A 17,149-nucleotide genomic window follows, 5' to 3' on the forward strand; every position below is an offset into this window, starting at 1 on the left:
CAGAGGGTTTCATTTAATGTACCTTTGTTTCATGGAAGTAAAAAAAGCCGAATTTGTGTGTAGCAACACGAGAGTTGATAAATTGCCTGCGCCAAACTTACCGGAGTACGCCTTCATAGGGCGCTCAAATGTGGGGAAATCTTCTCTGATCAATGCGATGACAAACAAAAAGGGACTTGCCAAAACATCCCAGAAACCGGGTAAAACTCAACTGATCAACCATTTTTTGATCGATGATACTTGGTATCTGGTCGATTTGCCGGGCTATGGGTTTGCGAAAGCATCCAAAACAAGCCGCAATGAATGGGAAAAATTCATCCGCCGTTATCTTACACTCCGCGAAAATCTGCAATGTGTATTTGTGTTGGTTGATAGCCGCCATGAGCCGCAAAAGATAGATCTTGATTTCTGCTACTGGTTGGGCGAATGTGGTCTGCCGTTTATGCTGGTCTTCACCAAGGCTGACAAACAATCAGCGGTTAAATCCGATGCCAACATAGCGAAATTTAAAAAATCCCTGTTACAATGGTTTGAAGAGGTACCACCCGTTTTCCTCACTTCAGCAGAGAAAAAGACAGGACATGAACCCATTCTGGAAACGATTGACGAGGTTAATAAACAGTTTGTGCATCCGGAGAGTAGTTCCCTCGGGTAGTGCTCCTATTTTCCAAGGCAGCATTTCATTCCGCATGAGCTGGATGGCCGCGAAGTAATCAGTTTGAGAGATCGCATAAATAACATTAATATTAATGAAGAAATACCTATCGTTAGTTTTATTTGCACACAGTGTGTTTGCATTGCCTTTTGCGTTTATTGGATTCTTTTTGGCTTTACATACGACCGACCATACCTTCTCCTGGAAGCTTCTGCTAATGATGATCCTATGTATGGTAACCGCCCGGAATGCTGCTATGGCATTTAACCGTTATCTCGATAGGGACATTGATGCCATTAATCCCAGGACGGCCATGCGTGATATTCCTGCCGGCAGGATTTCTGCGGAAAATGCATTGTTGTTTACTATAGTCAATTGTCTGATTTTTGTTGGGGCCACCTATTTCATCAACTCATTGTGTTTTATGTTGTCACCGATAGCGCTCTTTGTCGTGCTTTTTTATTCTTATACCAAGCGGATTACTCCGCTTTGCCACTTGGTACTTGGTGCGGGCCTGGGCTTGGCTCCCATTGGAGCGTATATGGTGATCACCGGACAGTTTGCAACGGTACCCCTGCTGTACGGATTTGCAGTTTTGACCTGGGTGAGTGGCTTTGATATTATCTACGCGTTGCAGGACGAAGCCTTCGATCGGGCTAATAATCTCAATTCAATACCAGTTTGGCTGGGTACGAAAGGTGCTATGCGTGTTTCCGAATTGCTGCACGTGCTGTCCTTCTTGTTTGTGCTGGCACCGGTATTTTTGATGCCGGTGGGCTGGGTCTATTACCTCGGTGTCGTTTTCTATGCTACATTGCTAGTCTATCAGCACACGCTGTTTTCTTCAACAGATCTGAGCCGCGTAAATCGCGACTTTATGACCACGAATGGGTATGCTTCAGTGATTTTCGCCGTCTTTTACCTATTGGACATATGGCTCATCAAATAAACAATTTTATCTTTGATCAATATTACCGATGATGAAAAAAAATGTACTTTTATTTTCTGTTGTCTGTCTATCTATATCGTCGTATGCACAGTCGCTAACAAATTACCTTGTACATTACAATCAGAGCTTCAACGGGAAAACGTCAGCTAATGCCAATGCCGTGCTTGTTTACACCAACGCTGAAAATACTTACGTGAGTTCGGAGAAAGATATAAAAGGTGAATTATTACCCCCTTATGAACGGCTGCTTGTGGAGAGGGCTGGGAGGAATGTTTTGCTTAAAATCGCGAAGCTGAAAAATGGGAGCCTTATTTTGACACGGGATTCGACGGCACTTGTCCGACAGCAGTTTATCCCGACCCTTGAAACAAAGGTGATCCTTGGATATCCGTGTAAAAAAGTGGAGACAAGTATTAACTCCAACAAAATAGAGCTGTGGTATACAGATAAACTTGGTGTCAAGGGAGCTCCGGGCGAACTTGGCCAGAATTTGGGACTGGTACTCGAAGTTGTCCGCAATGGCAACACAAGGACCTACGCTACTCGAGTAGAACGTGTGAAGAGTATTCCTGAACAACTAAAATTAAGAGGCAGTGAGAAAAATTATGATGAACTGTCTTACAAAGACCTTATCTGGAAAAGTCGTTTCACGCGGATACCGGTTTTTCATAAGGAACGCATCCGTTTTTCGGATGAGGTCAAATCGGATTCCATCTTGCGTTTTGCCAATGGTACCGTAATCGTCAAAAAAGTCAGAGTTCCCCAAATTAAGTCTAGTGATAATGTCTTTGTGCAGTTAGTTGAGCAGTCTAAGGGTGATGCCTATGACCGCACAGGCTCTGTTTTTATCATTCCGGACAATCAGACTCAGAGCTTTTTAGATGGTATGAAAAATGGTATGGCTACCTTGCCAAAATATGAAAATGGAAACGGTAAGGCCTACCGAGGGGTAGTGCGTTCACATTCTTTTGAGCCCATAGTGGAATTGATGCGTTTCTTTACACCCTTCGGCATAAAACAATTTAACCACTTGCAATTAAAGGATAAGATGTGGCAGGACTCTGTACTTTACCGTCAAGATATCACTGAGCTTGCAGGGATGTTAAGTGATCGGGATATATATATCGGCACCTTTATCGGAAACTACGACAAAAATGGACATGAAGTGAGTCTGGAACTGACCATACATCCGGGCTTTGATGGCGGTGCGGAAAGCCCGCTCCGAAAAGCCATGTCGCTATTCACAACAACCAATGTTATGGAAATGGGGGGGCAGGAGTACGGATCTATGTTTGACCGTGATAAAGGTCTGACAATGTCCTTTCATCTGGATCAGGACGCAAAAAATGTTCAGTTGCGTTATATCACCACGGGCCATGGCGGCTGGGGAAATGGCGACGAATTCGTGCCCAAAGAAAACCGGATTTTTTTGGATGGCACCTTGCAGTTTAAATATACTCCATGGCGCAATGACTGCGGTTCATACCGTCTCTTTAATCCAGCTTCGGGAAATTTTGTCACGGGTTTATCCTCTTCAGATTTAAGCCGTTCCAATTGGTGTCCCGGAACAGTCACGCCACCCATTTATATTGATTTGGGTGAATTAAAGGCGGGTGACCACAGCATACAGGTGCAAATACCTCAAGGTGCACCGGAAGGAACAAGCTTTAGCAGCTGGAATGTTACCGGTACATTATTGTACGATAATTAATGATATGTTTGAGGTATCGATAAGGTTGTTGTTGATACCTCATTGATGTTGACGCTATAAGGGATATGCAGTCTCGCTTTTGGTCTCCGACAAGACAAAGTATGTCTGTACCGTATTTACCTGTGGTAGTACGGCCAATTTGTGCCGAAGAAAAATATGGTAGGCATCCATATCTTTTGTCGCAATACGCAGCATAAAGTCATAGGAACCTGCCATTTGATAACACTCCATTACTTCTGGGAACTTGGCGACTTCCTTTTCAAATTCATTCAGTACTTCAAAAGTATGGGCCTTTAAGAATACCTGTGAGAAGGAAATCAGCCCAATGCCAATCTTGTGCCGGTCGAGTATCGCAACGGTCTTTTTGATATATCCCAATCTTTTTAGTTTTTTGACGCGTTCGTGTACCGCCGCGATTGACTTGTTGAGTTCGAAAGAAAGTTCTTTATTGCTCAGGGAGGCATCCTGCTGAAGCAGACGTAATAGCTTCAAATCAATACCATCGAGTTCCATAATTTAATATTTTCGGTGCTTTGCCAAATTTACGATGTTTACTTGAATAATTTATCGATCGCGAGCAAATATCATATAATTTTTCTTGAATATTATGACTTGTATTGAATAATATCTTGTTATTGGGCAATTTTGCAACAGAATAATCATTTATTTAGAAATGGCTGAACAAGAATTATTGAGTGCATGTTTATCGCCTGCCTTGGACAAGAGGTTTAAGCATTTATGGCGATTGGTTGGAAATACACCCATGCTGGAGTTACAATACACCTACAAAGGTCATCTGGGCCGGATTTTCGTGAAATGTGAGAACTATAACTTAACAGGTAGCATCAAGGATAGAATGGCCTTGTACATCTTGTACAAAGCATACATGAATTGTCAGATTAAGCCGACAGACCTCGTCATTGAGGCGACTAGCGGCAATACAGGGATCGCTTTTTCAGCCATCGGCAAAGCTCTTGGGCACCAGGTCAAGATAATCATGCCGAATTGGTTGAGCAAAGAACGTACCGATATTATCCGTAGTATGGGCGCTGACATACAGCTGATCAGCAAGGAAGAGGGGGGATTTTTGGGGAGCATCCGTCTCAGTGAGGAGCTTGCGACCCAAGGTGGAGTTTTTCTTCCGAGACAGTTTGAAAACCAATATAATGCTGAGGCACACGAGAAAACTACAGGATATGAGATCACCAGACAGTTAGCCGATCAGGGCTTGGTAGCCGATGCTTTTGTCGCAGGTGTTGGAACAGGCGGTACAGTGATGGGCGTCGGACGCAGCTTACGTAAGGTCAATCCAAAGGTGCGTATCCACCCGTTAGAACCAGCCGAAAGCCCTACCTTGTCTACAGGACATAAAGTGGGGTCGCATCGGATACAAGGTATATCGGACGAATTTATCCCAGCTATTGTAAATTTAGATGAACTTGATGCGGTGGTATGTGCCAATGATGGTGATGCCATTCTGATGGCTCAGAAATTATCGCGGCAGCTAGGGCTTGCCGTGGGCATTTCCTCGGGCGCAAACGTCATAGGAGCAGTTAAACTGCAGCAAGAGCTAGGACCTGAAGCAGTAGTCGTCACCCTACTCTGTGACGATAATAAAAAGTATTTAAGTACAGACTTGGTCAGGGAGGAGCCGGTACGAGCCGGATACCTTTCCACGGATCTTGATTTTGTGGGCTTTCAGCCAATTTGCAGATTGGCTGATCCGGTTTTTGGCGCATAAAAAGAACTAGTTTCATATGTTTATAGTTTACTCGGGGAGTGTATTGCTTCCCGGGTTTTATGTACAGATGCCGGCTATTGCCCTACTGGTCTGTACGCGAGACAGTCCAGTATGTTTGGCGGGATCAGACGAATAATGAACGAACAATTATATACCAATGAAAATTAATTTTAAACTACTTGTCATTTTGTTGCTGCTTGTCTTTCCGGTAATATTATTTGCCCAGACGGACACCGTAGTGAACGTTGAAGGTCTAGAATTTACTGATGGTGCAATCAATGCCGATTCCCTTGCTTTTGAAGAGTCCCCGGATACAGCGACGGCCACTATTGATTCCGGTAAAACGGCCGTGGCAGCCCATCTGCCTGCTTCTGCAGAGACAAAAGCAGGCACGAAGTCCCTTTGGAATATTTTTATCGCTGGCTTGGTGGGTGGCTTTGCAGCTCTGTTGATGCCTTGTATATTTCCCATGTTACCTTTGACGGTCAGTTACTTTACCAAGCAGTCAGGTAGCCGTGCGAGTGGTATCAGTAAAGCCCTGCTCTATGGGCTCTTCATTATTGTGATCTATGTTGCTCTGGGCATGATCATTACCATCGCATTCGGTTCGGATGCACTCAACGCACTTTCGACCAACGGAATATTCAATTTTATATTCTTTCTGTTGCTGATCGGTTTTGCGGCGTCCTTCTTCGGCGCATTTGAAATTACGTTACCAAGTTCATTTGTCAATAAAATGGACGCCAAATCGGATAAAGGAGGACTGGTAGGACTGTTTTTTATGGCTTTCAGCCTGTCATTGGTTTCTTTCTCCTGTACAGGACCTATTATCGGTACCTTGCTGGTGGAAGCTGCTTCAAAAGGCGAGCGTCTGGGGCCGGCTGTCGGTATGTTGGGATTCTCCATTGCTTTAGCAATTCCCTTTGGTCTATTTGCGATGTTTCCGTCTATGTTGAAATCACTGCCAAAATCCGGTGGCTGGCTCAATAGTGTAAAGGTGGTATTGGGCTTTTTGGAACTAGCCCTGGCCCTCAAGTTTCTTTCAAATGTAGATCTCGCCTACCACTGGAACTGGCTGGACAGAGAGGTATTTCTATCGCTGTGGATCGCTATTTTTGGCTTAATGGGGCTATATCTTATCGGAAAAATCAAATTCTCCCACGACAGTGATCTGAATTTTTTATCTGTCCCGCGGACGATATTAGCGACCGTCGTTTTCTCTTTTGTTATCTACATGATACCGGGGCTATGGGGAGCACCATTAAAATCTATTTCCGCTTTCTTACCTCCTTCTGCAACGCAGGACTTTGATTTATCTTTGGGCATTGCCGGCAGCAGTACTACTCATACGGATGGAAAAATCAAAAAATACGCGGAGATTTTCCATGGACGCGGTACGCCAAAAGGCTTTGATCCCTATTATGATTATGATCAGGCATTACAGACAGCCAAAGAACTCCATAAGCCTGTCCTCATTGACTTTACCGGCTGGAATTGTGTGAACTGTCGTAAAATGGAGGCAAATGTCTGGACCGACCCAGCCGTAGCTAAATTGCTGAAAGAAGAGTTTGTGATGGCTGAATTATTTGTTGATGATAAGACCGAACTGCCTGCGGATGAGCAATTTGTTTCGACCTACAGTAAGAAGAAAATAAAAACGATAGGTAACAAGAACAGCGACTTTCAGGCGTCCGTATTTAATAGCAACTCGCAGCCCCTTTATGTGATTGTGGATCCCAATGGCGAGGTGCTCGTTCCACAGAGCGGAGCCAACTATGATGCGGAACAATACAAAGCCTTTCTGCAGAGCGGACTAGACGCCTTTAAAAAGAGAAACTAACCATCGTCATATTCTAATTTTGTCCTCCTTGCGTCTGCTAGGAGGACTTTTGCTATTTATGGCCCAATAGGTGCTTCGGAGATTCTTCGAGGGTTGTTCAGGAGCCCTTCGAAATTGCTTCGAGATTGCGTCGGGACAGCTTCGCCCCATGCTCGGTTGTTGTTTGACTGCTATTCGAGTGGTCGACAAACTGGAGCCGGAGCCCGGCAGAATTAGAGCCGAAGCTATTCCGAGGTTGGAGCGAAGCATACACGAATAAAACCCGAACCGTTCTCGGACCGTTCCCGCATCGTTCTCGGCTCACGTAGGGAGTTGAACGGACTTGAAGGGACTTGGGGGGACTTGAAGGGACTTTCTGATCCGGTTTTCACAAGACGCTGTATACGAATAGAAGAAGGCCGTGTCAATATTCATGACACGGCCTCGATAATTATAATATAAATAGTGGAAACTACTAGAAGTCAAACCTCACGCGTGCACGGATCCCCCAAGCTGGAGCATCTACATGGTTAAGGTAATTAAGCCGTTTTACATAATCTACGCGTAGGATTTTAAAGATGTTGGCTAAACCTACACTGGCTTCCATGTAAGGCTCGGAACCGAAAGTATACGAACTTTGAATGCCTTCGGCATTACGCTGCCAAGTAAATACTTTGGAGCCGTAGTTAGGATCGTCCGGATCATTTTCCCTACGCAGGCCACCGTAAACGCCCTTGAAACTAAATACCTCACGTAATTTGAGTTTTTTGATCAACGGGATTTTGTTTAGCAAAAAGCCATTCATATAGTACTGCACATTCAATGAGGCATTGTGGTCGCTCACAAACTCAAGGAAGTTCATCAAGTTATACGAGTTTAGCTGGTAGGCATAAGTCTGGTTGGCGCGGTGTATCGTCAAGAAAGGAAATGGAATTTCTTTCCCCGCAATGTAATTACCCTCTGCTGTCACATCGGCGAACCCAAATTGACTTAGATAAAAGCGCTTGAAGGCACCAACGTTAAAACTGTGGTAGTTATACTCACCGTTTGCCAGACCTTTTATTCCAGCGGTATAATTAAACGTAAATATCGGATATTGGTTGAAAATCGGCGTCCGATAGATTTTGCCCTGATAGAATTCTTCATGTGGCGCATATCTAAAGTTTACCGATAATTCAGTGGTGTTTAATTCGTTGAATATTTTATTCTGACCATTTTCATCAAGCATCTGATATGTTAGGCTTCCGGCCGGCGTCTGTTTATTGATATTAAAGCCTGCACCGATAGTCAGGTGATTCAAAAATTCCTTTTTATACTCCAGACCGTAATTCGTCTCGTAAATGTAGCGGTCATTATCGCCGCGTTTGAATGATAAAAGAAAGTTGTCTTCCTGAATAAATTCAAGCTTTTGTCCGGGGATCTTGGTATCCTTTTTATAAGATGCGCGGATATAGTGCATTGGGAAGGAGTACACAGATTTGTTGTTGAACGCATAGGTACCGCTGAAGAAATACTTCCATTTTTGGTCTTTGAAACCGTAAGCTGCATAGGTTTCGGCATAAAAGCGTTTACTTAAAGATTCTGTCGAGCGGCCACCAAAACGTAGTCGGAACCCTTCGACGGGGTTAAAGCTATAGAAGGTGTTTACGGGCCCGATTTCCACTGGTCCGGCTTGTTTGTACCCCGAAAGAACCAGGGCTGCTATATCCATAAAAGTCCGGAAGGAAGGTATTTTTTGGAGTGTATCGATATTGTGGTAAATATTTAGTTCGTTTTGCGCCAGAGCCAACGGACGCTGTGTTTCGAATAAGGATTTAGTCGCTTTCTTATTTTCTACATTATAAGCAATTACAGTGGAAGGTCCATCATAAATGCTATCGGGACGTTGGACTCCGACCTTATAATTATTATAATCTACTGTTCGGCTCCCCCTGATACCCATTCCTTTTTCAGTCAGAGAGAAGTCTATACCCAAGGTACTCGTTTTTAGATAAAATCTGCTCTTGCTGTCTTTTTCGAATTTGAGTTGTACCTGCAGGTCGCGTACAAAGTTCAGATTGATGTCATCGGCAACGGTCATGTTGGCACCCTGCACGGCGTAATTTCCGTCCAGCGTGATATAAAGTTGGCCCTTAAATAGCATATCCGCTTTGTTGCGGGGCACAAAACTCAGCTCGACAAGCCAGGGCTGCGAGGTTTTGATGGTATCTGTAATGAAAAACTTATAGAACGTGGGCGACGAATTGGCAATCGGACTCAAAAACTGGTTGGTAACCAAGGAAATGTTGTTGTCGTAGATATCCACTTGCTCATAGAGCTTGTTGAAATAAGCTGATAGTCCGTCGTTATCAATAAACTTGGGATCAAACTGTGCACGCTGACTGCCCAATATATATTGCTTGGTTTTGCTCGGGTCTTTACGGTAATAGACTTTGGATAATTTCTCCTCAATAAAAGCTGGCAATACATATTTGTTCGCCGTTTTGGCTGAATCATCCGTTTCAAACAGAAACTGGTAGTTTTTAAAGATCTTTTTGTTGACAAATTTTTCGGACAGATTGCTCAATCCCAGAGACATTTTTTCGTACTGGTCAAATTCTGCATATTCTTGTCCCGAAAGTCGGTTTTTGTCTTTATGTTCGATGACCTTGCGGATCAGAGCCACTGCAGGATTGTCCTTGTTGCTGTATTTTTTCTTTTTGGCCTTGACGACGACCTCTTCCAGCATGTTGTCCTGCGCGTCCATCAAGATATCTTTCGTCTGTACAGCATCATTCGTGACAAATGCGTCTTTATTATCGTAACCAACGTAACTTGCTCGAATTTTGACATAGGAGGTCGGAAATACCAATTTAAACTCTCCATTGGCATTGGTCGATGTCGATGTTCCTGCGGCAGCTGGTGCACCGACCACGGCGACAGTCGCATAGGCGATAGGTGCTTTCGTCTTTGCGTCCCGTACAGTACCTGTGACCGTCTTTGTCTGTGCAAAGGCTATTGTTACGGACAGCAGGAATGTGATCGAAAGAAAGAGTTTAGTGATAAAGGTATTTGCTTTTATTGTAGCTTCCATTATATTGCTATAATCTTGAATATTCAAAATTGTTTTGCTGCTTGACTTTATTTCTGACTTTTAAAGTCTTAAAATCAAAAAATCAGTGAACAAAGGAAATAAAAAATTAAGAATATTTAAAATTTTATTGTAATGTAATAAGCGGGGTAAAATGCTGAATATTACGTATAAACTGTTGCAATGCAGTCTGTTGGAGAGAAATATTGATTTAGGTCAATAATTTCAGAAGCAGATTTTGACTTGGCGATGATTTTCCTTTCCCTGATTTGCTGACTTTTGTAACGTTATGGTCAATAGGCTTAAAAATCCGGCGGGATTTCAAAGGTCATTTTCTGTTTGGAACGGGGGTGCACGAAGGTAATGACAGCCGCATGAAGATGTAATCTACTGGCTTTTGTTCCATACAGATCGTCACCTACAATAGGCGTGTTGAGTCCTTTTGGATGTGCTGCATGCATGCGGAGCTGGTGGGTCCTGCCGGTCAAGGGATAAAAGCGGACCCGTGTTTTGTTGCCTTCAACAGCGATTTTTTGCCATTTGGTCTGCGCCGGCTTGCCATAGGAATAACAAACCATCTGCCTTGGCCTGTCGTCAAGATCTACCCGTAATGGCAGGTCTATCCATCCAGACTCTTGTGTCACGATACCATCCAACAAAGCAATATATTCTTTGCGGATCGTGTGTTGTATAAATTGCTCTTGAATAAATTGGTGAGCATCCTTGTTTTTGGCAACAACCAGCAGTCCTGAAGTCGCCATGTCGAGACGGTGGATGATGACCGGTCCGGCATCCGGAAAACGTTTAAGAACACGGCTATACACCGAGTCCTTGATATGGATACCGGGTACTGAAAGGAATTCCGCAGGTTTATTAAATACGATGATGTCTTCGTCCTCATAGATTTGCGGTAATTGTACCTGCAGCGTATTTTCCTGTAACATGGGGTTTTCGTCCACTTTTAGGCCCTGAAGCATAAAACCTAAAATAGGTTCACACTTTTTGCGGCAGGCTGGATAAAAGTTCTTGTGCCGCCTTATTTCGGAAGACGGCGAACAACCCCACCAGAACTCAGCCATTGCAATAGGAGTAAGGCGATGACTATAGGCATATTGGAGTAATTTAGGAGCAGCGCATTCCCCTGATCCTGCAGGCGGTGTACTCTGATCAAAGTCTTGGAATATGGTCACGACATTCTGTTGCTCTCCCTTTGCATTGAGGAAATTGTATTGTTCAAAAAGCCGTTTCTGCAGATTTCCGGATCTGGTTCTGCGTTGTTCTTTAAGGTCTGAAATTGTAGTGAGCAACTGCTCGAGTTTTACGGATTCGGGCGCTAAGGCCTGATGCATATCATACTGGAAGCGTTGTAATGCTTGCTTGTCAGCCAGACTCTGGCTCCGCATATCTTCCATTAGTAGTTCATATGCTTCATCGGTCATCTGGGGGCGGAGTGCCGTCCGCTTTTCCTTACGTGCTTTTTTCTGGTTTCTTAATTTACTTTTTAGAATTTCAAGCTCCTGATTCCACTGTGCGCTTAACTTTTCTAGATTTTTTTTGGTGAGCTCCAGTTCTTCGCTGCCTTCGAGCGACTCTATTGTTCTGTTGAGTGCGTTGAGATGTACCTCTTCATTCAAAAAGAAGCTATCCTTCTCGAGCATGTCGAATATTGGCGGTACAAAATAGCTGTGTTTATTCGTTCCCGCTAGTTTTCCTGAGACTGCTGCCAGAAAACCAAGCTGTTGCTGTTCATTTTGGACGACCAGTACACCAAACATCTTTCCGATGCCACCACCTTGACTATTTTTGTCTAAGCCAAAGTTGTGCGACCATTCCTTTTGTGTGGCGAGATAATACTGCAGCTCGACTGCTGCAGCTGCAGCGATGGGATGGGCTTCATAGCAGAATGGGAAGGTAAAGCGGTCAGGAAGACTGATTTCTGAAATGTCTGTCCTGAACTGATGAAAATAGCTGTTGTGTGAAGTTTCCAATGATGTCCGTTGCTGTTGCAGCGCAAAAATACGTTTATTATGCCATTGAAATGATATATTGGGTGGCCTTTTTTTTGATTTTACTGTTTTTTTTGATAAATTTAATTAAGCAATTAATATATACAGTTAACAAATCAAACACATATGAAAACTTCAATCGGAATTAAAGATGCAGACTTAAAAAAAGTTGCGAAATTGCTCAATGTGCTATTGGCAGACGAACATATTCTTTATATGAAAACACGTAATGCACATTGGAATGTTGAAGGCGCTGATTTTCATGCCGCTCATTTATTTTTGGAATCGCAGTACGATGAGCTTGCTGAAGTGATTGATGAAATTGCAGAGCGTGTGCGCACGCTGGGTCATTACGCAGTAGGCACGTTTGATAAATATTTGAAGCTAACCCGTCTGACAGAATCCACTTCAGAAAAAACAGACAGCCAGTCTTATTATAAGGAGCTGCTGGCCGATCATGAAGCTATCGCCATGGCTCTGCGTGCCGATATTTCGGTAGTGGAAGAAACCGCAGATAACGGCACAGAGGACTTTTTGGTAGGTTTGCTGGAAAAGCACGAAAAGATGGCCTGGATGCTCCGCGCGCATTTTATTAAATAGACGCGCCAATTCCCACAAATGATATCAATCCCACTGCGAAGAGCAGGTGGGATTTTTTTTTGCTTTTGTTGCTGGCGCAGGATAATTTTTATATCTTAAAGAGGAATTAAGCCTTCAGAAACTTTAACACTATTACTATGCTTGAAGACGACAACCTAAATCAGACCACACTAAACGAGGGAGCCAGTGATGATACCCTGGAAAGTATGCATCACGTTAATAATCCAGTTTTGGATCTGCCCAAAATCGAGAAAAAGTATCTCGAGACCGTTATTTCCCATAGCCAGAGCGACAAGTCATATTACTTTTCGGACGGTAAAGCCAAAGTCGAAATTAAAGTTGTCACAGACGAAATCGTCCGTGTCCGACTGGCTCCTCAGGGCACATTTCTGGAAGATTTTTCTTATGCACTGGCAAAAAAAGATCACCGCGTGAGCATTCACCAATGTAAGGAAGAATTGGATCATTATGCGGTCCATACCAATACCATCAGCTGCCGCATCAACAAGAACGATTTTTTAGTTTCGTTTTCTGACCGATCTGGAAATCTATTTAATGCTGATCTTGCCCCGATGCACTGGGAAGAAAATCCGGATTTTGGCGGCTATTACGTGTATTGTACAAAAGTGGCTTTTGAAAACGAAGTTTTCTATGGGCTTGGCGATAAAGCGACGAATCTAAACTTGAGATGTAAAAGGTTAAAAAATTGGAATTCTGATACTTATGCGTATGCGTACGATCAGGATCCATTATACAAAACAATACCGTTTTATATTGGGCTGAAAGATGGTCAGGCCTACGGTATTTTCTTTGATAATACTTTTAAAACATATTTTGATTTCGCAGCTGAGGATTCCGGAAAGACCAGTTTCTGGTCGGAAGGGGGCGAACTGCAGTATTACTATATCCATGGCCCGCATATCATTGATGTTGTACGTCGTTATCACACACTAACAGGAACGCATTATCTACCGCCTTTATGGGCAATAGGTTATCATCAATGTCGCTGGAGCTATTATCCTGAAGCAAATGTACGGAAGGTGGCAGAAGAATTCAGAAAGCGCCAGATTCCCTGTGACGCCATTTATCTGGATATCGATTACATGGATGGATATCGTTGTTTTACCTGGAATAAACAGTATTTCCCAAATCCTAAAAATATGATCGCAGACCTGACAAATGAAGGTTTTAAAACCGTAGTAATGATTGATCCGGGGATTAAGGTTGACGAAAATTACTGGGTTTTTAGGGAAGGAAAGGAAAACCGGTATTTTTGCCGCCGGGGCGACGATTACTTTATGGAAGGATACGTTTGGCCCGGACGCTGTCAGTTTCCGGATTTTACAAATCCTGAGGTCCGACAATGGTGGGGTACCCTTTATCAAGGGCTGGTGGAAGACGGTGTAGCCGGTTTCTGGAACGACATGAACGAACCGGCAGTGTTCGGACGGGGTACATTTCCGGACGATGTGCGGCATCAATATGACGGACATCGTGGTTCGCATCGCAAGGCCCATAACATCTATGGAATGCAGATGGTTCGGGCGACCTATGACGGGTTAAAGAAATTGTATAAAAACAAACGTCCATTTACCATTACCAGAGCGGCTTATGCGGGTACGCAACGCTATTCGTCGGTCTGGACCGGAGATAATCTGGCCAGCTGGGAACACCTTAAATTAGGCACGCTTCAACTGCAGCGTCTATCAACGTCGGGTCTATCCTTTTGTGGTACGGATATCGGCGGTTTTACGGGTGAGCCTGATGGGGAGCTGTTTACCCGCTGGATGCAATTTGGTGTTTTTTCCCCATTTATGCGCGTGCATTCAGCCGGTGACACCCGTGATCGTGAACCTTGGAGTTTTGGAGAAGATTGGGAAAAAATAAATAAAAAATTCATCGAACTGCGTTACAAGCTTTTGCCTTATATCTATACTTGTTTTTGGGAACAGACCCGGTATGGATACCCGATTTTACGGCCAGTTTCAATGGTAGAGCAGCATATTCCTACCAATTGGCAACGTGAAGAGGAGTTTTGTTTCGGGGACAAAATACTGGTTTCACCTGTTTTGCAGCCAGGGCAGAAAAGCAAAATAGTATACTTACCTGGTGGCGACTGGTATTATTATTTCAATAATCAACGCTATAGCGGTGGAAAAGAGCATTCTGTGCCCACTCCGCTGGATGAAATGCCTGTTTTTGTCCGGGCAGGATCGGTAATTCCGGAATATCCAGTGATGCAATATACAGGCGAAAAGAAGGTTGAAGAACTACAGCTGAATGTTTATTTTTCTGAAGCTGTACAGCGTTCGTATCTGTATTCGGATCATGGGGATACGTTCGCTTATGAACAGGATATTTACCTGGAGAAATGTTTTACCGTATCCGGTACCCAGAATTCTCTCTCGATCAAACAGACGACAGACGGACTGTATACAGAGCGCTATGAAGAATATAAAATACAGTTAATTGGCCTTCCTTTTGCTATCCAGAAAGTCAAAACAGACGGTATGGATACAAAGATACAACAGGACGAACAGGGGCGATATTGGATTAATGTCGCACGGGAATTTGATAACATATTGATTGAGGGCTGATTATGGCGAGACAAGTAATACCGCATAGTCTTTTTTCTGAATTTGATGTCGCGCTATTTCAGGCGGGCAAGCATTTCAGATTGTATGAGAAATTTGGTTCGCATGAACTGGTAGTTGACGGCGAAACAGGTGTATATTTTGCGGTTTGGGCGCCAAATGCAAAATCCGTATCGGTAACGGGAAATTTTAATTTTTGGGATAAGGAAAGTCACGCGCTCTACGTCCGCTGGGATACCAGCGGTATCTGGGAAGGATTTATTCCCGGTTTAGCCAACGGCGAAACGTATAAATATTGTATTCAGGCCAGTTCTGGAGAGCTACTGGAGAAGGGAGATCCTTTTGGGTTTCGATGGGAGGTAGCACCGCGTACAGCATCGATTGTTCATTCAACCTGGTATGAGTGGACGGACCATCAATGGATGAAAGAGCGAGGGAACCGAAACAGGCTGGACCAACCTTGGTCGGTATATGAGATTCATCTAGGGTCCTGGGCCCGGGACCCGGAGCGGCCTGAGGCATTGCTTGGATATCGCGATATTGCAGAACGGCTTGTACGGTACGTTAAGGAGATGAACTTTACCCATGTCGAATTCATGCCTTTGATGGAGCATCCTTACTATCCATCTTGGGGTTATCAAATAACAGGTTATTTCGCGGCAAGTTCGCGTTATGGATCAGCGCAGGATTTGATGTATCTTATTGAGGAACTCCATGCGGCGGGGATAGGGGTTTTACTGGACTGGGTGCCTTCCCATTTTCCGGGCGATGCCCATGGACTTCACCGTTTTGACGGTACGAGCTTATATGAGCACGAAGACCCGCGGAAGGGCTTTCATCCGGATTGGCAATCGTATATTTTTAATTATGGGCGTAATGAAGTGCGCTCCTTTTTGATCAGCAACGCCTTTTATTGGCTGGATCGCTTTCATATCGATGGAATAAGAGTCGATGCTGTAGCGTCGATGCTATACCTAGATTATAGCCGGAACGCAGGCGAGTGGATTCCCAATGCACTCGGCGGAAATGAAAACCTGGAGGCGGTACACTTTCTAAAAGAACTGAACGAGGCGGTATACGGTTATTTTCCGGATGTGCAGACAATAGCCGAAGAGTCTACCTCATGGCCCGGTGTAAGCCGGCCGACTTATGCCGGTGGGCTTGGGTTCGGGATGAAATGGATGATGGGCTGGATGCATGACACGCTGAATTATTTCAAAGAAGATCCGATTAACAGGAAGTACCACCATGACCGCATTACGTTCGCTACGGTATATGCTTTCCATGAAAACTTCATGCTGCCATTATCACACGATGAAGTCGTTTACGGAAAACAGTCGCTGCTCTATAAAATGCCGGGAGACGAGTGGCAAAAGTTTGCCAATCTGCGGGCGCTGTATTTGTTTATGTATACGTTTTCTGGAGCGAAACTGCTGTTTATGGGCGGAGAATTTGGGCAGACGTCCGAATGGAATGTTAACCAATCGCTCGATTGGCACCTATTGGAATATTTGCCACACCGTGGTATGAAGCGGTTTGTTGCAGACTTAAATAAAACGTATCAACAGCAGCCCAGTCTATACCAGCGCGCCTTTAATGCTTCGGGCTTTGAGTGGATTGATTCCGGTGACCGGGACAATTCGGTGCTCGTGTACTGGCGCAAGGGCTACGAGGCATGGGATGATACGGTAGTGGTGATCAATCTGACACCGGTGCTGCGGGAGAATTTTCGTATCGGACTGCCCTATGGCGGCGACTGGGAGGTCGTACTAAGTTCGGACGATCTACGATACTATGGCTCGGGTGTAATCGGTCAGCATTTGCAAAGCGAGCATCTGTACTGGATGAATCAGGCACAGTCGGTTCAATTGGTGCTTCCCCCACTAGGCGGGTATATTCTCGGGCGCAAAAAAGAAAAACAGGAGACCACTGTTGTCAAAGCTGTAGGCCGTATGCCGGTGTAGGAAACCGCACGTATCTAAAATAGCTAATGAATATTGTATA

At 44.2% G+C, this 17,149-nt stretch carries 11 protein-coding genes; 8 read left to right on the forward strand and 3 right to left on the reverse strand.

Translation table 11 applies throughout. From position 1 onward, the window contains the following. The first annotated feature begins 31 nt into the window (after positions 1–31). From yihA to FGL37_RS16775, 3 genes are all read left to right on the forward strand, one after another. Positions 32–655 carry a ribosome biogenesis GTP-binding protein YihA/YsxC gene (gene yihA / locus FGL37_RS16765; RefSeq protein ID WP_028068879.1) on the forward strand — a complete coding sequence of 208 codons (624 nt, stop codon included), beginning with the start codon at positions 32–34 and terminating at the stop codon, positions 653–655. A gap of 94 nt (positions 656–749) precedes the next feature. After that, entirely contained in the window at positions 750–1,604 is an 855-nt protein-coding gene (locus FGL37_RS16770) for a UbiA-like polyprenyltransferase (RefSeq protein ID WP_028068878.1), read from the forward strand. A 28-nt stretch (positions 1,605–1,632) separates the two neighbouring features. Then, positions 1,633–3,315, forward strand: a complete 1,683-nt coding sequence (locus FGL37_RS16775) for a PNGase F N-terminal domain-containing protein (RefSeq protein ID WP_232048721.1) — start codon at positions 1,633–1,635, stop codon at positions 3,313–3,315. Between the two features lie 54 nt (positions 3,316–3,369). Here the strand turns inward: FGL37_RS16775 and FGL37_RS16780 are convergent, their stop codons facing one another. After that, positions 3,370–3,828, reverse strand: coding sequence for an Lrp/AsnC family transcriptional regulator (locus FGL37_RS16780; RefSeq protein ID WP_028068876.1), 459 nt, complete (start codon positions 3,826–3,828; stop codon positions 3,370–3,372). A gap of 160 nt (positions 3,829–3,988) precedes the next feature. On the opposite strand from FGL37_RS16780, the gene FGL37_RS16785 reads away from it, so the two are divergent. Together FGL37_RS16785 and FGL37_RS16790 are read left to right on the forward strand one after the other, a co-directional pair. After that, positions 3,989–5,056, forward strand: coding sequence for a PLP-dependent cysteine synthase family protein (locus FGL37_RS16785; RefSeq protein ID WP_028068875.1), 1,068 nt, complete (start codon positions 3,989–3,991; stop codon positions 5,054–5,056). 157 nt (positions 5,057–5,213) lie between these two features. After that, on the forward strand, positions 5,214–6,896 hold the full coding sequence (locus tag FGL37_RS16790; RefSeq protein WP_028068874.1) for a protein-disulfide reductase DsbD family protein: 1,683 nt from the start codon (positions 5,214–5,216) through the stop codon (positions 6,894–6,896). 454 nt (positions 6,897–7,350) lie between these two features. Here the strand turns inward: FGL37_RS16790 and FGL37_RS16795 are convergent, their stop codons facing one another. Both FGL37_RS16795 and FGL37_RS16800 read right to left on the reverse strand, forming a co-directional pair. Further along, positions 7,351–9,948 carry a DUF5686 family protein gene (locus FGL37_RS16795; protein ID WP_138096902.1) on the reverse strand — a complete coding sequence of 866 codons (2,598 nt, stop codon included), beginning with the start codon at positions 9,946–9,948 and terminating at the stop codon, positions 7,351–7,353. A gap of 299 nt (positions 9,949–10,247) precedes the next feature. Next, on the reverse strand, positions 10,248–11,933 hold the full coding sequence (locus FGL37_RS16800) for an RluA family pseudouridine synthase (RefSeq protein WP_028068872.1): 1,686 nt from the start codon (positions 11,931–11,933) through the stop codon (positions 10,248–10,250). Between the two features lie 144 nt (positions 11,934–12,077). Between FGL37_RS16800 and FGL37_RS16805 the strand changes: the two genes are divergently transcribed. The 3 genes from FGL37_RS16805 (at position 12,078) to glgB (ending at position 17,109) form a co-directional block, all read left to right on the forward strand. After that, positions 12,078–12,551: a Dps family protein gene (locus FGL37_RS16805; RefSeq protein ID WP_028068871.1), complete on the forward strand. Its 474-nt coding sequence runs from the start codon at positions 12,078–12,080 to the stop codon at positions 12,549–12,551. Positions 12,552–12,688: 137 nt separating this feature from the next. Further along, positions 12,689–15,148 carry a glycoside hydrolase family 31 protein gene (locus FGL37_RS16810; RefSeq protein ID WP_028068870.1) on the forward strand — a complete coding sequence of 820 codons (2,460 nt, stop codon included), beginning with the start codon at positions 12,689–12,691 and terminating at the stop codon, positions 15,146–15,148. Positions 15,149–15,150: 2 nt separating this feature from the next. Beyond that, entirely contained in the window at positions 15,151–17,109 is a 1,959-nt protein-coding gene (gene glgB / locus FGL37_RS16815) for a 1,4-alpha-glucan branching protein GlgB (RefSeq protein ID WP_051606584.1), read from the forward strand. Positions 17,110–17,149: the final 40 nt, after the last annotated feature.

The sequence above is a fragment of the Sphingobacterium thalpophilum genome (assembly GCF_901482695.1).
GTDB classification, from domain to species: domain Bacteria; phylum Bacteroidota; class Bacteroidia; order Sphingobacteriales; family Sphingobacteriaceae; genus Sphingobacterium; species Sphingobacterium thalpophilum.